Here is an 18,604-nt window from a genome sequence, read left to right as displayed (position 1 = left end):
GTCCCGGGGAGAGGCGACGGTGTGAGCGGATTCCTCGCCGGGCTGTGCGTCGCCGTCCTGCCGCTGCTGGCCGCGGGGTTCTGGATCGGCCGACGCACCGCGCGGCCCGAGAGCCTCGGCGGACTCGGCACCCCCGTCGAACACGCCACCTTCCAGACCCTGCACACCGCGTCGCTCGCCACGCCCCCGCTGCGCGCCGGCCTCACCGAGGAGACGGCCGGCCGCTCCGCGCGACGGCTGCGCAGCCTCCTCGGCACCGACGCGCTGTGCCTCACCGACCGGGAGACGGTCCTCGCCTGGGACGGCATCGGCGCACACCATCGCACCGAGATCATGGAACGGCTGGGCGGCCCGCTGGAGACCGGCCGCGGCGAAGCCTTCCGGCTCGGCTGCGACGAGCCCGCCTGCCCGCTGCGCTGGGCCGTCGTCGCGCCGCTCACCGTCGACGAGCGGGTGCACGGAGCGCTGGTCGCCTGCGCGCCCCGCGAGTCCGCCGTCCTCGTCCGTGCCGCGGGCGAGGTCGCCCGGTGGGTCTCCGTCCAGCTGGAGCTGGCCGACCTCGACCGGTCGCGCACCCGCCTGATCGAGGCCGAGATCAAGGCGCTGCGGGCACAGATATCACCGCACTTCATCTTCAACTCGCTCGCGGTCATCGCCTCGTTCGTGCGGACGGACCCCGAGCGGGCTCGCGAACTGCTGCTGGAGTTCGCCGACTTCACCCGCTACTCGTTCCGTCGGCACGGTGACTTCACCACGCTCGCCGACGAACTCCACGCCATCGACCACTACTTGGCGCTCGTCAGGGCGCGCTTCGGGGAACGGCTCTCCGTCACCCTGCAGATCGCGCCCGAGGTGCTGCCGGTCGCCCTCCCCTTCCTGTGCCTCCAGCCCCTGGTGGAGAACGCCGTCAAACACGGTCTGGAGGGCAAGACCGACAAGAGCCACATCAGCATCACGGCCCAGGACGCGGGCGCCGAGGCGCTGGTCGTCATCGAGGACAACGGCGCCGGCATGGATCCGGAGCGGCTGCGCCGCATCCTGGCCGGGGAAGGCAGCCCCTCCGGGGGAATCGGACTCTCCAACGTCGACGAACGACTGCGTCAGGTCTACGGCGACGCCCACGGGCTCGTCATCGAGACCGCGGTGGGCGCGGGCATGAAGATCACCGCCAGGCTGCCCAAGTACCAGCCCGGCGTGCATTCGGCGGGGCGGCTGCCCAGGCAGTGACGGGCACACCCGGACACCGCGACGGCCCGCGGCCGAGGCCACCCCGAGGATCACCTCGACGGGGGCCGGCGCCGGTCACGGGCCGCACGGATCGCTGATCGCGCCGTCACGTGCCCCGTGAGGCCACCATCGCCACGGTGATCAGACCCAGGACGACCCAGCCGAACCACAGCCAGCCGTTGCTGCCGAGCGCCACCGTGTAGGCGGTCACCACGACGAGTCCGCCCACGGTGAGCACACCCATCGTCTTCGTCGTACCGGGCATCGCAGCACCCTCCTCCAGGCGGGGTCCGCGACGCGGCCCGTGGCCTTGGGGACATTTTCACCCGAAGGGAGGAGGTTCGCCAGGGCCGGTAGGACAGCCGTCGCCCTCACTGCGTGCCGTCGAAGCGGCCCGCGACGGTGCAGACGACCAGGAACCGTCCATTGGGCCAGGGGCGTTCGTTGTGGAGGCCATGGTTCACCTCCCGTCCCGTTCCGTCGCCGAACAGCCCGGCCGCCGCGTCCTCCTCGCACTGCGCGTCCGCTGCCGCGTCGAGCCGTTTCGCGGCCACGGGGCCGTCGAGGTGGGTCATCCCCACGACCTTCTCCTGGTGCTTCTTGTCGCAGGCGACCAGCTCGAAGTGGTTCGACGTGCGCGCGTCCCCGCTGATGTGGCCGAGGCAGTCGCCCTTCTGGAGCTGCCCCGCGTCGTTGATGGCCGACCCGTACGCCCGGTACGCGCCGAGAGGACCTCCGACCGGACCGTACTTCCCGACCAGCAGGCACGCGACGCGGCCGCCCGTCTGCGCGAAGCCCTCGCTCGTGGGGATGACGGGGACCGATGCGACGTTCCGTGCCAGCCCCGCCGCCGTCGCGTCGGTGGCCTCGGCGCAGCGCCGAGGCCCGCCGGACCGTGCCGCCGCGAGGGAGGGAGCCTTGTACAGGGCCAGCACCTGTCCGTCGGTTCCCTGGCCGCAACCGGGGTCCACCTCCAGCCGCGAGGTGCCGGTGACCTGCCCGCCGGACCGCGCGGCCACCACGCAGTCGCGCAGTTCGAGCGGCTCGGCGAGGCCGACCCGCGCGCCGTACGGCCGGACCACCTTGTGCGCCATCGCGTACCAGACCCCGCCGGCCGTCAGCCCCAGCGCGAGCAGCGCCGCCGTCATCGCCCGGAGGACGCGGCGCCGCCTGCGCCGGTGCGGCGGGGGAGAGGCGGTCGGCTGAGCCGGCCCTCCGGAGCCGGGCGGGCCGAAGCCCTGCGCCGGTCCGGTCGGGCCCGGAGACCGCGACGGGAACTCCCGCGCTGCCCGCGGGTCGTACGTGCCCGGCGTCGAGGCCGTCGGGGCGTACGGGCCGGACGTCCGCGCGGAGGAGGCGTACGGGCCCGACGCCTGAGCCTTCGGTGAGTACGGGCCCTGCGCCTGAGCCGTTGGTGAGTACGGGCCCGGCGCCGGCGTTGTGGGTGCGTACGGGCCCTGCGCCTGTGCTGTGGGTGGGTGGAGGACCGGTTCGTGGGGCGAGGGCGCTGGCGGTTCGTGGGCCGTGGGGGAGTACGCCTGTGGTGCCGGGGACGTCGGGGCGTACCCGGAGGGCGCCGCCGGACCCCGGTCGGGACCGGGGCCCGCGGCCGTCTGCGGGTAGGCGGACGGCAGGGCGAAGCCCCGGTCGCCCGCAGGCACCCCGGACTCGGGCCCCCGGCCGGCACCTGCGGGCCCCGCCCACGGCGGCTGCGAGCCCGTGTCCAGCCGGGTCGGCGGATGCGGCTGGGGTGTGATGATCCGGGCCAGGGCGGCCGCCGTGTCCTCGGCGGAGATCCGCCGGGCGGGATCCTTCACCAGGAGGGCCTCGATGACCGGCCACAGCGCGCCGGCCCGTCGCGGCACGGGCGGTTCCTCCAGGACCACGGCGGTGATCGCGGCGAGATCGGAGTCACGGTCGAAGGGTCCGCGCCCCTCCACGCCGAAGTACAACGTGCAGCCCAGCGAGAACAGGTCGGCCGCGGCGGTCGGCGGCCCGCCCGTGGCACGTTCCGGCGCCAGATATCCGGCCGTGCCCACCAGGACGGACGTCCTGGTCCAGCGGGTCTCCAGGGAGTCCGGCTGGACGGAGATGCCGTAGTCGGTCAGCAGGATCCGGGTGCCCGGTGCGCCCGTGCGGTCCGGCGCGAGCAGGATGTTGGCCGGTTTCACGTCGCGGTGCATGATCCCGCGCTCGTGCCCGGCGGTGAGTGCGTCGAGGACGGCGAGGCCCACGCGGGCGCAGGCGTCGGGGGCGAGCGGGCCGCGCCGGGCCGGCAGGCCGCGCAGGTCCTCCGCGCCCGCCACGTACTCCATCACGATCCACGGCAGTCCCTCGTGCTCCAGGACGTCGTGCACCGTCACCACGTGCGGGTGCCCGCGCAGCACCGCCGCGTGCCGTGCCTCGGCGCGGGCCCGCGCGATACGCGCCTCGTGCTCCTCGCTGCCCTCCGGCACATTGCGGAAGCGGATCTCCTTCAGTGCCACGTCGCAGTCGAGCCGCTGGTCGTGGGCCAGCCACACATGTCCCATGCCGCCCGAGCCGACCTGGTCCACGAGCAGATACCGGCCGGCGATGAGCCGGCCCACCCCTGACTGCGGTGATCCTGATGCCATCCGGTTGCCCCCGGGTTCTGCGCTGGTTCGTGGCGGGTCAGGACGTGTCCCCGGTGGTCCCACCGGAGTCGGTCGCGGAGTCGCCGACACCCGGGTCGGCCGGGACGGAGTCCTCACCACCGGATCCGGACGGCGCCGAGTCGCTCGGCCCCGGGTCGGCGGAGAGGGACCCCTCGGGGGTGCCAGGAGGCGGCGAGGACGACGTCGCCCCGCTCGTACCGGCGCTGGTGTAGCCCGTACTGCCCCCGGTGTCGGTGGGCGTGCCGCCGGTCCCGGTGGTCGTGCCCGCGGTGTCGGTGGGCGTGCCGCCGGTCCCGGTGGTCGTGCCCGCGGTGTCGGTGGGCGTGCCGCCGGTCCCGGTGGTCGTGCCCGCGGTGTCGGTGGGCGTGCCGCCGGTCCCGGTGGTCGTGCCGGCCGTGTCGGTCGGCGTGCCGCCCGTTCCGGTGCTGGTCCCGCTCGGGCCGGCGCCGGTTCCCGAATCGCTCGGGTCCGGACCGAGCCCGCCGGAGTCCGTAGGAGTGCTCCCGTCCTCGCTGTCGTCCCCGGCGACGGACAGGGTCACGGGCGCACCCCATTCCAGCGTGCTGCCCTCGACGGGCTGCGAGGCGGTGACCTGGGCGTCGTCGGGCGGGAGCGCGTCACCGTCGTACGCCATCGCCAGCCCCGCCCCGGCCAGCGCCTGCGTCGCCTCGGCGAAGGACAGGCCGGTGACGGTCGGGACGGTGTGTTCCGCGTGCGGGTCGAAGGCCTCGTCGTCGCTGCCGTCGGTGCCGAGCCGACGGGCGATGCCCCGGTCCGGGTCCTGCACGTCGATGAGCTGGAGCCGGTCGATCCGGTGGTCGCCGGGCGGCGGTTCGACGACGACGATGTGGTCCTGCCGGTACTCGGACCACTTCTTGTTGCCGTCCTCGAACCGCACGGACGCCTTTTTGACGTTCACCTTCGAAGGGCGCAGCGGATTGCCGCAGGAGCACTTCACGGCGGGCAGTCCCTGCCTGTCGACCAGAACGGCGATTCCGGCCTGGAGCAAGGCGTCGAAGGGGACGGCCTTGCCGCGCTTGTACTGGTGGTTCGTCACGAGCGTGTCGTGGCGCAGTACCACGGGTGTGAGGTGATCGATATAACCCGGGATCTGATCCGGGCGAATATGCAGGGCGCGTGCCCATTCCTTCGCCTTGGCGGAGTTCTCGGGCGCGGTGAGGAATTGCTTCAGCTTCGCCACGGCACAGGTTCCGGGTTTCGTCGAACCGCCGAACTCACCGGTGGCCCCACCGGTCGCATCCTGCCCCGGTGAGCCGCCGTTCTGCCCGGCAGTGCTCCCGCCCGAGCCGTCCCCACCGGAACCGCCCCCGGAGCCGGAGTCGTCGCCGGTGCCGTCTCCGGACGGACCTTCACCACCGGAGTCGTCCCCGCCCCGGTCACTGCCGTCGTCCGGTGTGCCGCCGTACAGCCCCGGGCTGTTGCTGGCCTGCACCCCGCCGCTCGGCGGCGCCTCGGGAACCTTGGTGTCCCGGCCGAGCCGGCCGTCCTCCTCGAAGAAGGGATCGGCCTGTGAAATGCCCATGGCCACGGCGCGAACCGCGAACACCTGATCGGATGTGCCGCAGCCGCCGATTATCAGCACGAAAACCAGCAGTAGAGCGGCCCTGCGGACCGTGGATATCACGGCCCTGTGCATGGAAACGCGAATTGTCATGACCGCTCCCCCTGCGGTTTCCCCCGTGGACTCCGCGGCGCGGGCGGGCGTGCGACCGGACGCGGAACTTCGCTCCCCCATGCTACTGAATGGAAATGCCTTTCCCGCAAGGAGAAAAGGAAAGTTAATTCAGCGACCGCGCGCGTTCAGTGAGGCCAGATAGGCGTTGTACGCCTCGAGTTCCTTGTCGCCGTCCCGGTCCGCGGCCCGGTCCTTGCGCCTCGCCTGCCGCTGCTCGGACCGGTACCACTGGAAGAGCAGGGCGAGCAGCACGAGGACCGACGGAATCTCGCTGAACGCCCAGGCGATGCCGCCCGCCGCGCTCTGGTCGGCCAGCGCGTCGATGCCGAGCGACGCGGGCGGGTGCTTGTACGTCGAGACCATCGGCTCGGAGGCCATCATCAGGGCGATGCCGAAGAACGCGTGGAACGGCATGCCCGCGAACAGTTCCAGCATGCGCATCAGATGGCCGGGGCGGTGCGGCCCCGGGTCCACGCCCATGATCGGCCAGAAGAAGACCAGACCGACCGCGAGGAAGTGGCACATCATCGCGATGTGCCCGGCCCTGGAGCCCATGAGGAAGTCGAAGAGGGGCGAGAAGTACAGCGCGTACAGGCTCGCGATGAACAGCGGGATGGTGAACGCGGGATGGGTGACGATCCGCATGTACCGGCTGTGCAGGAACATCAGCAGCAGTTCACGGGGGCCTTTGCTGCCTCGCGTCGAGGCGACCGGCAGCGCGCGCAGCGCCAGGGTGATAGGCGCCCCGAGCAGGATCAGGATCGGTGACAGCATGCTGATCACCATGTGCTGCACCATGTGCACGCTGAACATGACCATGCCGTAGTCGTTCAGGCCGGTGCACATGACGAGCATCACGGTCAGCACACCGACGACGAACGCGAGGGTCCGGCCGACCGGCCATTTGTCGCCGCGCCGCGCGAGCCGTACGACCCCCCATCCGTACAGGCCGAGCCCGACGAGGCACGCGACGAGGAAGAACGGGTCCGCGGACCATTCGAGCCCCCGCCCCAGCGTGAACGGCGGCAGATCCATGGTCATGCCGTGCCCGCTGTGATCCATCCGCCGGCTCCTGTTTCGTGGGGGGCCTCCCAGGCTTTTGGGCCACTGGGGGAGGTTGTGCGCTGTCTGTCCGCACCAGAGTAGAACCGCCCCCGGTCGCGGCTGCGACCGGGGGCGGTTCCTTCCACGTACGACGGCTGCGGGCGACGACCGGGCGGGTCGGCCCATGCCGGAGGTGGTGTCAGAGCACGCACTCCGCCTCGGCGTACCGCTCGTCGGGCACCGTCTTGAGCGTCTCGACCGCCTCGGCGAGCGAGACCATCACGATGTCGGTGCCGCGCAGCGCGGTCATCCTGCCGAACTCGCCGCGGTGCACGGCCTCCACGGCGTGCCAGCCGAAACGGGTCGCGAGGACACGGTCGTACGCGGTCGGGGTGCCGCCGCGCTGGACGTGTCCGAGGATCACCGGGCGGGCCTCCTTGCCGAGGCGCTCCTCCAGTTCGAGGGAGAGCTGCCGGGCGATGCCCGCGAAGCGCTCGTGCCCGTAGATGTCCTTGCCGCCCTCGTCGAACTCCATCGTGCCGGCACGCGGCTTGGCGCCCTCGGCGGCCACGACGATGGCGAACCGCTTGCCCGCTTCGAAGCGCTCGCCGACCTTGGCGGCCAATTCCTCGATGTCGAAGGGGCGTTCCGGTACGACGATGGCGTGGGCGCCCGCCGCCATGCCCGAGTGCAGCGCGATCCAGCCGGTGTGGCGGCCCATGACCTCCACGACCAGGACGCGCTGGTGGGACTCGGCGGTGGTCTTCAGCCGGTCGAGCGCCTCGGTGGCGACACCGACGGCCGTGTCGAAGCCGAAGGTGACGTCCGTGACCGCGATGTCGTTGTCGATGGTCTTCGGCACGCCGACGATCGGCAGGCCGCCGTCCGAGAGCAGGCGGGCCGCCTTGAGCGTGCCCTCGCCCCCGATCGGGATGATCGCGTCGAGGCCGAGCTCCTCGACGTGCCCCTTCGCCCGCTCCACGCCGTCCCGCAGGTGGGAGGGCTGGACCCGGGAGGAGCCGAGAATCGTGCCGCCGCGAGCCAGGATGCCGCTCACCGCGTCGAGGTCGAGCTTGAGGTAGTCGCACTCCAGGAGGCCCTTCCAGCCGTCCCGGAAGCCGATGACCTCGTCGCCGTGGTCGACGACGGCACGGTGCACGACGGACCGGATGACGGCGTTCAGACCGGGGCAGTCGCCGCCGGACGTGAGGACACCAATGCGCATAGCCCGAAATACCTTCTCAACGTGGGCCGGGGACCGGACCACGTTGTCCGGCAGGATCCCCGCCACCCTACCGGCGGGAGGGGGCCCTTCCGTAACCTGCGTCCGCCTGCTGGACGCGCCCGCACAGGTGAGCGGAGGCCTTGTCAGACGGGCCCCCGCGGAGCGGAACTCCAGCGGTGGGGGAGCGGACGCGAAGACCCCGGCGGGACCGTCGTGCGGGGTCCTCGCCGGGGTCTGCCGAACCGTTTCCGTGCCGGCTCAGGAGGGCTGCCGGGCGGCAGTGTTCACGCGGGCTGCGTCGCGGCCGCGATGCGCTCGGTGCGCAGCGCCTCGTACCACCGGTCGTCGATCGGCGGCAGCGCGTTCACGTCCAGCGCCAGCTTCAGCAGCAGGTCCGCGATCTGCGGGTTGCGGGCGAGGACGGGCCCGTGCATGTACGTGCCGAACACGGTGTCGTTGTACGCGCCCTCGGTGCCGTCGCCGGTGCCGTTGCCCTTGCCGAGCCGCACGTTCGCGAACGGGCGCGCGGAGGGGCCGAGGTGGGTGACGCCCTGGTGGTTCTCGAAGCCCGTCAGCTGGGGCAGCCCGAGGCGCGGGTCGATGTCCGCGAGGACGTCACCGACGCACCGCTCGCCCTCGCCGCGCACCGAGACCACGTCGAGCAGCCCGAGACCCGGCTCGCGCTGGCCGAGGTCGTTGATGAACTCGTGGCCGAGGATCTGGTAGCCGGCGCAGACCGAGAAGACGATCGCGCCGTTGGCGACCGCGCGGTGCAGGCCGCCGTCGCGGCGCAAACGCTCCGCGGCGAGCCGCTGCGGCCGGTCCTCGCCCCCGCCGATCAGGTAGATGTCGCCCGAGGTCGGGATCGGCTGGTCGCTGCGCACGTCGAGACGGGCCACGTCGAGACCGCGCTGGCGGGCCCGGCGCTCCACGACGAGGGCGTTGCCCTGGTCGCCGTAGGTGCTCAGCAGGTCAGGGTAGATCCACACCAGACGCAGGCTGTTGTCGCTCATTCTCTTCGTCCTCCGTGGCTCAGTTGCCGACACGACGCCTCAGGTCCTGGAATGCGGTGTAGTTGGCGATGACCTCGATGCGCCCGGGCGGCGCCATCTGTACGGCCTGTTCGAGGTTCTCGCAGACCTGGAAGTGCTGGTTCGCGACCTCGAGGCGCACGGCGAGGTCCAGCTTGCGGTCGCCGAGAACGAAGATGGGATGCCCGGTCAGACGCGTGTAGTCGACGTCCCACAGCCAGGAGGTGTCGGTGCCGTCGGCGCCACGCGCGTTCACGGAGAGGATGACCGGCGTCGGCGGCGGGTCGATCAGCGAGAAGGTCTCCAGCCAGCCCGCGGGGTTCTTGGCGAGCAGCAGACGCAGGTCGCGCTGCATGAACTGCACCACGTCGTAGCGTCCGGCCACCGCCTGCACCTGGTACATGCGCTCCAGGGCGACCTGCGGCGGCACGCCGAAGACCGCGGCGACGGCGGCCGAGGACGCGGCGTTCGCCTTGTTGGCGCGGCCCGGCAGCTGGAGGTGGATCGGCCAGGCGGAACCGTGCGGGTCGAGCACGTGGTCGCCGGACAGCGCCCAGGTGGGCGTGGGGCGGCGGAAGCCGCACTCCCCGCAGAACCAGTCGTCGCCGGGGCGCTGCATGACACCGCCGCAGGACGGGCAGGACCAGGCGTCGTCCTTCCACATCTGGCCGGCGGCGACCCACATCACGTTCGGTGAGGAGGAGGCGGCCCACACGACGAGCGGGTCGTCGGCGTTGGCGACCACGACGGCCTTGGAGCCGGCCAGCCCCTCGCGCCAGTGCTCGGCCATCATGCGGGTCTCGGCGGCCCGGTCGAGCTGGTCACGGGAGAGGTTGAGCAGGGCGATGCACTTCGGGTCGGTGTCGCGCGCGACACCGGAGAGGTACTTCTCGTCGACCTCGATCACCGCGAACTTGGCGTCCGAGCCGCCGGCGAGCGCCGAGGTGATGCCGGCCGGCATGTTCGCGCCCAGCGCGTTGGACACGACCGGGCCCGCGGCGCGCAGCGCCTCCGCGATCAGCCGGGTCGTCGTGGTCTTGCCGTTGGTGGCCGAGACCAGGATCACGTCCAGGTGGGTGGCCAGCCGTGCCAGCAGGTCTGGGTCGAGCTTGAGTGCCACCCGGCCGCCGATCACCGATCCGCTGCCGCGTCCGGCGGCACGCGAGACGGCCGCTGCCGCCTTGCCCGCCGTCACGGCCAGCTTGGCCCGCGGCGTCAGCGGGTCCGAGTTGCCTGACATCGTTTCTCGATCCTCCTTGCGTACGCGCCGCGCCTCTGCCCCCGGCACCGTGTGGGCCTCAGCCTATCGAGATCCACTCAGGTGCCCGAATCGCGGCACCACCACGGTGCCCGTGCGACGTTCGCGTTCCTTCCAGGACCGTACCCTTGCCGCCATGCGACACGGCTCCATCCCGGGCACCCACGGGCGCGTCCGGCCTCTCACCCTGCTCGGCGCCCCCGTCCTGCACACGCCGTGCGAGGACGTCACCGACTTCGGTCCCGAACTCGCCCGGCTCGTCGAGGACATGTTCGCGACGATGTACGCCGCCGAGGGCGTCGGCCTGGCCGCGAACCAGGTCGGCGTACCGCTGCGGGTCTTCGTGTACGACTGCCCGGACGACGAGGACGTCCGCCATCGGGGACACGTGGTGAACCCGCGCCTCGTCGAGGCGGACGGTGTCGTGCTGCGCGGACCGGAGGGATGTCTGTCGCTGCCGGGGCTGGAGGCCGGCACCGAGCGCTACGACCACGCGGTCGTGGAGGGGTTCACGGCGGACGGCGAGCCGGTGCGGCTGCACGGCACCGGCTGGTTCGCCCGCTGCCTCCAGCACGAGTGCGACCACCTGGCCGGCGAGGTGTACGTGGACCGGCTGCGGGGATGGCGCCGTCGCCGGGTGCTGCGGCAGGCGGCGCGGGCTTCCTGGGGTGGTTGAGGTCGGCCCTCGCCGGCCGGGGCGGTGCCCTGTGGGCCGGTGGGCCGCAGCTTCGGCCCTCGGCGGTACCCCTTGCGCGGCCGCACCTTCTGCGGGGCGGCGCCCCCTTGCGGGGCGGCACCCTCTGCGGGGCGAGCCCCGTCGTTCGGCCGCGGGTTCGTCTTGGCTGGGCGCGCAGTTCCCCGCGCCCCTTGTGGGGCTGGTCCCGGTTGTTCGGGCGCGGGTTGGTTGTGGCTGGGGGCGCGGTTTCCCGCGCCCCTTGCGAGGTGGGTCAGAAGCCGGGACCGCCGACGCGGTCGCCGGCGGCGGCCAGGCGGCCCCACAGGAGATCGGCCAGGCTGCGGACCAACTCGGCGCGCGAGCAGGGGCGTTCGCCGAGCCACCAGTCTCCGGCGGCATGCATCATGCCGACGATCCCGTGTCCCCACACCCGTGCCAGTTGCTGGCTGCCCGGGCCCAGGTCGACGCGCTCCTCGATGACCTCGGCCAGCTCCTCGCCCATGCGGCGCAGCAGCGGGGCGGAGTGCTTGCCGACGTCGAAGCCCGCGTCGCCGGGCGGCTGGGCACCCTCCGCCGGATGCATCAGGAAGCGGTACACCTGCGGACGGGCCTCGATGGCCGCCAGATAGGTGTCGAGCGTCGACTCGACCCGCTCACGGCGTCCGGCCGGTGCGTCCAGAGCGGCCCGCAGCGCTCCGAGGAGGGCGTCCGTGTGCCGCTTGGCGAGCGCCGCGTACAGCCCGCCCTTGTCGCCGAAGTGGCGGTACAGGATCGGCTTCGTGATGCCCGCCTCGGCGGCGATGGCGTTCATCGAGGCCCCGGGGCCGTCGCGGAGCACCACCCTGTCGGCGGCCTCCAGCAGTTCACGCCGGCGGCGGTCGGCGGACCTCTGCTGATCGGTCCGCTGTGTGGTGTCCATGTGCTCTCCCCACCCGTGGTGTTTCGGTGACGCCTGCGCAAACTAACACTCATCGGCGGATGCGTATCGAACGGGCTGCCGAGCTCGATCCGGGAGTTGACTTTTCCTACTGGTCAGTAACACACTCCCGTTACCGCAAGTAACAGATTAGTGCAGTGCTGGAGGGGTCATGGCCGAGTTCACCATGGAGCTCAACGACGAACAGAGGGAGGTCCGGGACTGGCTGCACGGCTTCGCCGCCGACGTCATCCGCCCCGCGGCCGCCGAATGGGACGAGCGCGAAGAGACTCCCTGGCCGGTCATCCAGGAAGCCGCGAAGGTGGGAATCTACTCGCTCGACTTCTACGCCCAGCAGTACTTCGACTCCACCGGCCTCGGCATACCGATGGCGATGGAGGAGCTGTTCTGGGGCGACGCGGGCATCGCCCTCTCCATCGTCGGCACCGGCCTCGCCGCCGTGGGCGTCCTCGCCAACGGCACCGAGGAGCAGATCGGCACCTGGATCCCCCAGATGTACGGCGATGTCAACGATGTCAAGGTCGCGGCCTTCTGCTCCTCGGAGCCCGACGCCGGGTCCGACGTCGCCTCCATGCGCACCCGTGCCGTGTACGACCAGGCCAAGGACGAGTGGGTCCTCAACGGCACCAAGACCTGGGCGACCAACGGCGGCATCGCCAACGTCCACGTGGTCGTCGCGGTCGTCGACCCCGAGCTCGGCTCCAAGGGCCACGCGTCCTTCATCGTCCCGCCGAACACGCCCGGTCTCTCCCAGGGCCAGAAGTTCAAGAAGCACGGCATCCGTGCCTCGCACACCGCCGAGGTCGTCCTGGAGGACGTCCGCGTCCCCGGGTCCTGCCTCCTCGGCGGCAAGGAGAAGCTCGACGAGCGCCTCGCCCGCGCCCGTGAGCGCGCGAGGACGGGCGGCGAGCGCGTGAAGAACGCCGCGATGGCCACCTTCGAGGCCTCCCGCCCGGCCGTCGGCGCCATGGCGGTCGGCACCGCGCGGGCCGCGTACGAGGTCGCCCTCGAGTACGCCACGACCCGTGAGCAGTTCGGCCGGCCGATCATCGACAACCAGGGTGTCGCCTTCCAGCTCGCCGACATGCGGACGTCGATCGACGCGGCCCGGCTGCTGGTCTGGCGTGCCTCCTGGATGGCGGTCAACGGCAAGCCGTTCACGGCGGCCGAGGGCTCCATGTCGAAGCTGTTCGCCAGCGAGACCGCCAAGAAGGTCACCGCCCAGGCGATCCAGATCCTGGGCGGCAACGGTTACACCCGCGAGTACCCGGTGGAGCGTATGCACCGGGACGCCGCGATCTACACGATCTTCGAGGGGACGAGCGAGATCCAGCGACTGGTCATCGCCCGCACCCTCGCGGGAATGCCCATCCGCTAGCGGATCCGGAGCGGCGTGAGCTGCTCGATGTCGTAGCGGCCGCGCAGTTCCTCGATCGCCTCGTGGTCCGGCGGACCGCCAGAGTCGAGAATCTCCAGCAACTCCTCGAAGTACCGCTCGTGGTCGGGCGGCGGGGAGGCCTGGAAGAACATCTTGGCCTGGCTGTCCGTCGGGTTGGCGAATGCGTGCGGACACCCGGGCGGTACGACGATCACCGTGCCCGGTGTCGCGCGGACCACCCGTTTGCCTGAAGTGGACTCCCACTTCTGCCAGTTGTCGGGTGTCCGCACGCGGGGCTCGAAGGCGAGCACGTCCAGCTCGCCCTCGAGCACGTAGAACAACTCCTCGCTGCGTGTGTGCACATGGGCGCCGACGTCGAAGCCCGGAGGGACCTCCACCTCGAAGGTGGAGGCCGCCCGCGAGTGCGAGCCGGTCACCTTGAAGGTCACGTGCTGGGCCGGTGTGCGCACCACCCGGCCGTGACCCGGTGGCACAAGCAGTCCTTCGGTCTTCGTCATGGGTCGCTCACCACATCACGGGCAGGGCCTCGGGACCACGGATCAGCGCACCCTTCCTGAAGGAGACCCGATCGGGGGGCACGGCGAGCCGCAGGCCCGGGATCCGGTCGAGCAGCGCGTCGACGAGGAGCTCGGACTCCAGCCTGGCCAGCATTCCGCCGGGGCAGTAGTGCGGGCCGTGGCCGAACGCCACATGCGGATTGGGGCTGCGTGAGAAGTCGATCGTGTCCGGGTCCGGGAAGACGTCCGGGTCGCGGTTCGCGGCCAGGTACGACACATAGATCGCGTCGCCCGCCCGGATCCGTACACCCTTGATCTCCACGTCCTGGGTCGCGATCCGCGACAGCCCGACCGCGTTGCGGTGCGGGATGTAACGCAGCAGCTCGTCGATCGCCTGGAGGCGGATCTCCGGCTCGGCCCGCAGCCGTGCCACCAGATCCGGGCGCGTCATCAGGATGTAGAAGAGCTGTCCGCTGTTGTTGGTGACCGCCTCGCCGCCGATCTGCAGGAGAACGGTGAGCCCGACGGCCTCCTCCAGCGTCACCTCCTCGCGTCCCACGGCGGCGCCGAGCAGCGAGGTGACGTCCTCGCCGGTGCTCCCGGCCCGGTCCGTGATCAGCTTCCCGAAGTACGCGCTCATCTCCTCCTTGGCCCGCTCGCTGACGTCGGCGCCGTGCGAGGAGGACAGGATCAGCTGGGTCCAGGCGTGCATACGGTGCCGGTCGGCGGTCGGGACCCCCATCAACTCGCAGATGACCGCGATGGGGAACGGGCTCAGGACCGTCGCCGTGAGGTCGGCGGGCGGACCGCCCTGGAGCAGATCGTCGACCAGCCCGTCCAGCACCTGCCGGGACTTCGCCCGCACCCGCTCGACGCCGCGCGCCGTGAAGGCGGCGGCCACCGAGCGGCGCAGCCGGGTGTGGTCGGGCGGGTCCAGGAAGCCCACCGCGCCACGCGTCGGGATGAAGTGCGGGGCGAGCCTGGTGACCCGCTGGTCCATGACCGCCTCACGGCTGAACCGGGGGTCGTTGGCGACCACGCGCACATCGTCGTGCCGGGTCACCAGCCAGGCCCAGCCCTCGCCGTTGGGCAGCTGGATCCTGGTGACCGGGCCCTCACGCATGAGATCCGTGAGGACCGGGTCGAAATCCACGCCCTTCAGGTCGAGGGCGGGCCAGTGCCGGACGGGAGGCAACGCCTCCGTGAGGATGTCCTCGGCCATGGCCCTCACGCCGTCCTGTCGCCGGTGTTCCAGCGACCCAGGGACATCTCCGCGGTGATGCCGGGACCGAAGCCCGCGAGCAGTCCGCGCGAGGCGTGCTCGGCGCCGCCCTCCTCGAAGAGCCGGCGCAGCGCGTCCAGCACCACGGCGCTGGCGATGTTGCCGTACTCGGTGAGGGTCGCCCGGCTGAACCGGAAGGCGTCCGGCGGGACTTCGAGGAACTTGCTGAGGTCGTCGAGGATCCTCGGACCGCCCGCGTGGATGATGTAGAAGTCCAGGTCGGAGGCGTCCCAGCCGTGCTGCCGCGCGAGCGAGTGCAGGGCGGGGGCGAGCGGTTCCATCGTGCCGGGCACCCGCTTGTCGAGCAGGAAGTGGAAGCCCGTCGCGCGGACGTCGTACATGATCCACTCTTCGGTCTTGGGGATCAGGTACGAGCCGTTGCGCTCCAGCTCGATGCCGGTGCCGCCGTTGCCTCGGACGGCCGCGGCGGCGATGCCGTCGCCGAACAGGCCGTTGGACAGCAGGGATCCGACGCCGAGGTCGGTCGGCTGGTAGCACAGCGAGCAGAACTCGCAGGCCACGATGAGTGCGTTGGCGTCGGGGTACGCCGTGCAGAAGTCGTGCGCCCGATTGATCGCGGCGCCTCCCGCGGCGCAGCCCAGCTGGGCTATGGGTATCTGCCGTGTGTCGCTGCTGAAGCCCATCGAGTTGATCAGCCACGCCGTGAGCGAGGGCATCATGAACCCGGTGCACGAGACGTAGATGATCACGTCGATGTCGGTGGTGAGCAGCTCGGCGTCGTCAAGTGCCCGCTGTACGACGGCGGGTACCCGCGCCTTGGCCTCACTCTCGTAGACCTTGTTGCGCTCCTCGAAACCCGGGTGCTTCAGCGTCTCCTCGATGGGCTGGACGATGTGCCGGGTCTTGACGCCTGTGTTCTCGATGAGCCTGAGTGCCAGCGGCAGTTGGGGGTGATCCTCGTGACGGGAGCGCGCCAGCTCCAGCGTCTCCTCCATCGTGATCACGTACTCCGGGACCGATACCGAGGGTCTGCACAAAGTCGCCATGGTGCGCGCCTTCTTTCGCCTTCCGGTGGGCGCTGCGCCCTCCGGGTGGTTCACCCACGATCACCCGTCCGAGCGGCGATATCTCGTCGGGTTACTCCATTGAGGGGATCTTTGTGTGGGCGTGGGACCCTGTTGGAAAGGGCCTCGGAGCAGTCGAAACCGAAGGGGTGCCCGATGATGCGGACGGCCAGGGAACTGCTGGAGAGCACGACCGGGAAGCTCGCCCCGGACCCTCGTGCCAACCGTCTTCTGCCGTTGATCGCGCGGGGCGCCGCGCGGCGGACCACGCTGGCCGCGCTGGCCCTCGAACAGTCCCATGTGATCGCCGCGGACCGGCGCGCCTTCCTGCATCTGGCCGAACGGTCGGCGGGGGCGGCGACGTCCGCGGTGCCGGCAGGCGCGGCCCAGGAGGCGGCGGTGCGCGGAGAGCCGGGCCCCCGGGGCTCGGCCACGGCGGGCGAGGGCGCGGCCCCGGCGAGCGCCGCGTACTTCACGCTGCTCGCCGAAGGTGAGGCCTTGGCCCAGGATCGGCTGGGCGCCTACGCCGCCGCGGTCGGGGCCGACGAGGAGCGGGCGGCGCACGAGTGGCTGCCGGACTGCCAGGCCTATCCGGCCTATGTCGCGTGGCTCGCCCTGAACGGCTCCCCGGTCGACGTGGTCCTGGCGCTCAGCGCCAACTTCGCCGCGTGGGGCGGCTATTGCGGCACGATCGCCGATGCGCTGCGCCGTCACTACGGACTGGACGACGAGGCCTGCGGCTTCTTCGACCTCTTCGCCGAGCCCGCTCCCGAGCTGGAGCGGCGCGCGTTGGCCGCGGTGCAGGAAGGGCTCGACGCCGGGCGGATCTCGGAGGAGGAGGTGCACCGCTTCGGCCGGCTGCTCCAGGCCTACGAGTCGAGGTTCTGGCACGCCCTGTGGGAGCTGGACCAGCGGGTCGCCTGAGCCGGGCCCGGCCCGCGCGGCCGGGCCCGAGGGTGCGTCAGTCGCCCCTCGTGCCGCTGCTGTGCGCGATGCAGGCCACGTCGATGCGGTCGGCCAGCTTGGCCAGTTCGATCGTGAGCGCGGCCACGGTGTCCTCGTCGAGCCCGTCCTGGCCGGCCTCCACCAGATGCAGCCACCGGCCGCCCACCGTGCGCAGCAGCTTGCTGACGTCGGCGGCCGCCACCTGCAACGTTCCGCGGTCGTCGACGATCAGAGGCAGGGTCACTTCGCGGTTCACAGAGGGGATCGTAACTGCGGAACGCTCACGCTCCGTGCCATACCGTGGTGATGTTGCAGAACTCGCGGATTCCGTGCTCGGACAGCTCACGTCCGTAGCCGGACCGTTTCACCCCGCCGAACGGGAACGCCGGGTGCGACGCCGTCATCCCGTTGACGTACACCCCGCCGGCCTCCAGGTCGCGGACGAACCGGTCCACGTCGCCCTCGTCACGAGTCCACACGTTCGAACTCAGCCCGAACGGCGTGTCGTTGGCGACGGCCACCGCCTCGTCGAGGTCCGCCACGCGGTAGAGCGTGGCCACCGGCCCGAAGGCCTCCTCCTGATGGATGCGCATCTGCGGGGTGATGTCGGCGAGGATCGTCGGCGCGTAGAACCAGCCCCGGTCTCGGTATCCCTCGGGACGTTCGCCGCCGCACAGCACGTTCGCGCCGTTCTCCACGGCGTCGTCGACCAGTTCCTCCAGGTCGCTGCGGCCCTGCTCGGTGGAGAGCGGACCGACGTCCGTGTCCTCGTCCAGCGGGTCGCCGACCTTCAGCGCCTCCATGCCCGCCGTGAACCGCTCGGCGAAGGCGTCGAACACGTCCGCGTGCACGATGAACCGCTTCGCCGCGATGCACGACTGCCCGTTGTTCTGCACCCGGGCCGTCACCGCGATCCGCGCCGCCCGGTCGATGTCCGCCGACGGCATGACGACGTACGGGTCGCTGCCGCCAAGCTCCAGGACCGTCTTCTTCACCTCGTCGCCGGCCACCGACGCGACCGCCCGGCCCGCGGGCTCGCTCCCGGTCAGCGTGGCCGCCTTCACACGCGGGTCGCGCAGGACGCCCTCGACGGCGCCCGAGCCGATCAGCAGCGTCTGGAAGCAGCCCTCGGCGAAGCCCGCCCGGCGGAACAGGTCCTCCAGGTACAGGGCGGTCTGCGGGACGTTCGAGGCGTGCTTGAGCAGGCCCACGTTGCCCGCCATCAGCGCAGGCGCGGCGAACCGGACGACCTGCCACAGGGGGAAGTTCCACGGCATGACGGCCAGGACGGGGCCCAGCGGCCGGTACCGCACCAGGACCCGGGAGGCACCGGAGTCCTTGGCGTCGGACGGGTCGGGTTCCTCGTCGGCCAGCAGACGCTCGGCATGGTCCGCGTACCAGCGCATCGCCTTCGCGCACTTCGCGGCCTCCGCGCGGGCCTGCTTGACCGGCTTCCCCATCTCCGTGGTCATCACCCGGCCGATGGTCTGCAGGTCCTCGTCGAGGAGGTCGGCGGCCCGGTGCAGCAACCTGGCCCGCTCGGCGAAGGACGTGGTGCGGTGGGTGCGGAACGCGGACTCGGCGATCGCGAGCCTGCGCTCGATCTCCTCCGCGCTCAGGGCGTCGAACGTCTTGAGCGTCTCGCCGTTCGCCGGGTTCACCGTCGCGATGGGCATGGCCGACCTCCTGGAGCGGGTTGTGTCTTCGACCCTCCCGCGCCGCACCC

17 protein-coding genes are annotated in these 18,604 nt (G+C 71.5%); 4 read left to right on the top strand and 13 right to left on the bottom strand.

Annotated elements, in window-relative coordinates:
* Positions 1 to 21 precede the first annotated feature (21 nt).
* Complete coding sequence (locus BKI49_RS03980) at positions 22 to 1,227, top strand: sensor histidine kinase (RefSeq protein ID WP_095932791.1); 1,206 nt, start codon at positions 22 to 24, stop codon at positions 1,225 to 1,227.
* A 106-nt stretch (positions 1,228 to 1,333) separates the two neighbouring features.
* On the opposite strand, the gene BKI49_RS34630 is transcribed toward BKI49_RS03980, so the two are convergent.
* The 7 genes from BKI49_RS34630 to BKI49_RS03950 form a co-directional block, all read right to left on the bottom strand.
* Positions 1,334 to 1,492, bottom strand: coding sequence for a hypothetical protein (locus BKI49_RS34630; RefSeq protein WP_107469315.1), 159 nt, complete (start codon positions 1,490 to 1,492; stop codon positions 1,334 to 1,336).
* A 106-nt stretch (positions 1,493 to 1,598) separates the two neighbouring features.
* Positions 1,599 to 3,842 (bottom strand): serine/threonine-protein kinase, encoded by a 2,244-nt coding sequence (locus tag BKI49_RS03975; protein WP_095932790.1) that lies wholly within the window; start codon positions 3,840 to 3,842, stop codon positions 1,599 to 1,601.
* Between the two features lie 37 nt (positions 3,843 to 3,879).
* Entirely contained in the window at positions 3,880 to 5,406 is a 1,527-nt protein-coding gene (locus BKI49_RS03970) for a DUF6777 domain-containing protein (RefSeq protein ID WP_095932789.1), read from the bottom strand.
* A 261-nt stretch (positions 5,407 to 5,667) separates the two neighbouring features.
* Complete coding sequence (locus tag BKI49_RS03965; protein ID WP_095932788.1) at positions 5,668 to 6,621, bottom strand: cytochrome c oxidase assembly protein; 954 nt, start codon at positions 6,619 to 6,621, stop codon at positions 5,668 to 5,670.
* 181 nt (positions 6,622 to 6,802) lie between these two features.
* Positions 6,803 to 7,828 carry a 6-phosphofructokinase gene (locus BKI49_RS03960; protein WP_095932787.1) on the bottom strand — a complete coding sequence of 342 codons (1,026 nt, stop codon included), beginning with the start codon at positions 7,826 to 7,828 and terminating at the stop codon, positions 6,803 to 6,805.
* A 284-nt stretch (positions 7,829 to 8,112) separates the two neighbouring features.
* Positions 8,113 to 8,841 carry a type 1 glutamine amidotransferase gene (locus tag BKI49_RS03955; RefSeq protein ID WP_095932786.1) on the bottom strand — a complete coding sequence of 243 codons (729 nt, stop codon included), beginning with the start codon at positions 8,839 to 8,841 and terminating at the stop codon, positions 8,113 to 8,115.
* A gap of 19 nt (positions 8,842 to 8,860) precedes the next feature.
* Positions 8,861 to 10,099, bottom strand: a complete 1,239-nt coding sequence (locus tag BKI49_RS03950; RefSeq protein WP_095932785.1) for a MurT ligase domain-containing protein — start codon at positions 10,097 to 10,099, stop codon at positions 8,861 to 8,863.
* A 154-nt stretch (positions 10,100 to 10,253) separates the two neighbouring features.
* Between BKI49_RS03950 and def the strand changes: the two genes are divergently transcribed.
* On the top strand, positions 10,254 to 10,793 hold the full coding sequence (def, locus tag BKI49_RS03945; RefSeq protein ID WP_179332328.1) for a peptide deformylase: 540 nt from the start codon (positions 10,254 to 10,256) through the stop codon (positions 10,791 to 10,793).
* Positions 10,794 to 11,064: 271 nt separating this feature from the next.
* Here def and BKI49_RS03940 read toward each other — a convergent pair whose 3' ends face one another.
* Complete coding sequence (locus BKI49_RS03940) at positions 11,065 to 11,712, bottom strand: TetR/AcrR family transcriptional regulator (protein WP_095932783.1); 648 nt, start codon at positions 11,710 to 11,712, stop codon at positions 11,065 to 11,067.
* 169 nt (positions 11,713 to 11,881) lie between these two features.
* On the opposite strand from BKI49_RS03940, the gene BKI49_RS03935 reads away from it, so the two are divergent.
* Positions 11,882 to 13,108 (top strand): acyl-CoA dehydrogenase family protein, encoded by a 1,227-nt coding sequence (locus BKI49_RS03935; RefSeq protein ID WP_095932782.1) that lies wholly within the window; start codon positions 11,882 to 11,884, stop codon positions 13,106 to 13,108.
* Here BKI49_RS03935 and BKI49_RS03930 read toward each other — a convergent pair.
* The 3 genes from BKI49_RS03930 to BKI49_RS03920 are packed head-to-tail and all read right to left on the bottom strand — an operon-like array spanning position 13,105 to position 15,969.
* A complete protein-coding gene (locus BKI49_RS03930) occupies positions 13,105 to 13,626 on the bottom strand; it encodes a cupin domain-containing protein (RefSeq protein WP_095932781.1) in 522 nt (173 codons plus the stop codon). The two genes, BKI49_RS03935 and BKI49_RS03930, sit on opposite strands and share 4 nt — an antisense overlap.
* Before the next feature lie 7 nt (positions 13,627 to 13,633).
* Positions 13,634 to 14,848 carry a cytochrome P450 gene (locus BKI49_RS03925; RefSeq protein WP_095932780.1) on the bottom strand — a complete coding sequence of 405 codons (1,215 nt, stop codon included), beginning with the start codon at positions 14,846 to 14,848 and terminating at the stop codon, positions 13,634 to 13,636.
* Positions 14,849 to 14,853: 5 nt separating this feature from the next.
* Positions 14,854 to 15,969, bottom strand: coding sequence for a type III polyketide synthase (locus BKI49_RS03920; RefSeq protein WP_257004611.1), 1,116 nt, complete (start codon positions 15,967 to 15,969; stop codon positions 14,854 to 14,856).
* A 120-nt stretch (positions 15,970 to 16,089) separates the two neighbouring features.
* Between BKI49_RS03920 and BKI49_RS03915 the strand changes: the two genes are divergently transcribed.
* The gene (locus BKI49_RS03915; RefSeq protein ID WP_095932779.1) at positions 16,090 to 16,857 is read left to right on the top strand and encodes a transcriptional regulator; all 768 of its coding nucleotides are present in this window, start codon (positions 16,090 to 16,092) and stop codon (positions 16,855 to 16,857) included.
* A gap of 37 nt (positions 16,858 to 16,894) precedes the next feature.
* Here BKI49_RS03915 and BKI49_RS03910 read toward each other — a convergent pair whose 3' ends face one another.
* A complete protein-coding gene (locus tag BKI49_RS03910) occupies positions 16,895 to 17,134 on the bottom strand; it encodes a DUF6213 family protein (RefSeq protein WP_028800367.1) in 240 nt (79 codons plus the stop codon).
* Between the two features lie 25 nt (positions 17,135 to 17,159).
* Complete coding sequence (locus BKI49_RS03905; RefSeq protein ID WP_095932778.1) at positions 17,160 to 18,554, bottom strand: NADP-dependent succinic semialdehyde dehydrogenase; 1,395 nt, start codon at positions 18,552 to 18,554, stop codon at positions 17,160 to 17,162.
* Positions 18,555 to 18,604 lie beyond the last annotated feature (50 nt).

Source organism: Streptomyces sp. Tue6028 (assembly GCF_002300165.1).
Classification (GTDB): Bacteria; Actinomycetota; Actinomycetes; order Streptomycetales; family Streptomycetaceae; genus Streptomyces; species Streptomyces siamensis.
Note: the sequence above shows the minus strand (reverse complement) of the source record. Positions and strands in the feature narration are given on the sequence as shown.

Bases quoted from the DNA above. Each gene is read 5' to 3' on its own strand.
- BKI49_RS03935 (WP_095932782.1), top strand. From the start codon at position 11,882: ATGGCCGAGTTCACCATGGAGCTCAACGACGAACAGAGGGAGGTCCGG.
- BKI49_RS03930 (WP_095932781.1), bottom strand. From the start codon at position 13,626: ATGACGAAGACCGAAGGACTGCTTGTGCCACCGGGTCACGGCCGGGTG.
- BKI49_RS03915 (WP_095932779.1), top strand. From the start codon at position 16,090: ATGATGCGGACGGCCAGGGAACTGCTGGAGAGCACGACCGGGAAGCTC.
- BKI49_RS34630 (WP_107469315.1), bottom strand. From the start codon at position 1,492: ATGCCCGGTACGACGAAGACGATGGGTGTGCTCACCGTGGGCGGACTC.
- BKI49_RS03950 (WP_095932785.1), bottom strand. From the start codon at position 10,099: ATGTCAGGCAACTCGGACCCGCTGACGCCGCGGGCCAAGCTGGCCGTG.
- BKI49_RS03970 (WP_095932789.1), bottom strand. From the start codon at position 5,406: ATGGGCATTTCACAGGCCGATCCCTTCTTCGAGGAGGACGGCCGGCTC.
- BKI49_RS03975 (WP_095932790.1), bottom strand. From the start codon at position 3,842: ATGGCATCAGGATCACCGCAGTCAGGGGTGGGCCGGCTCATCGCCGGC.
- BKI49_RS03940 (WP_095932783.1), bottom strand. From the start codon at position 11,712: ATGGACACCACACAGCGGACCGATCAGCAGAGGTCCGCCGACCGCCGC.
- BKI49_RS03965 (WP_095932788.1), bottom strand. From the start codon at position 6,621: ATGGATCACAGCGGGCACGGCATGACCATGGATCTGCCGCCGTTCACG.
- BKI49_RS03905 (WP_095932778.1), bottom strand. From the start codon at position 18,554: ATGCCCATCGCGACGGTGAACCCGGCGAACGGCGAGACGCTCAAGACG.
- BKI49_RS03955 (WP_095932786.1), bottom strand. From the start codon at position 8,841: ATGAGCGACAACAGCCTGCGTCTGGTGTGGATCTACCCTGACCTGCTG.
- BKI49_RS03925 (WP_095932780.1), bottom strand. From the start codon at position 14,848: ATGGCCGAGGACATCCTCACGGAGGCGTTGCCTCCCGTCCGGCACTGG.
- BKI49_RS03960 (WP_095932787.1), bottom strand. From the start codon at position 7,828: ATGCGCATTGGTGTCCTCACGTCCGGCGGCGACTGCCCCGGTCTGAAC.
- def (WP_179332328.1), top strand. From the start codon at position 10,254: ATGCGACACGGCTCCATCCCGGGCACCCACGGGCGCGTCCGGCCTCTC.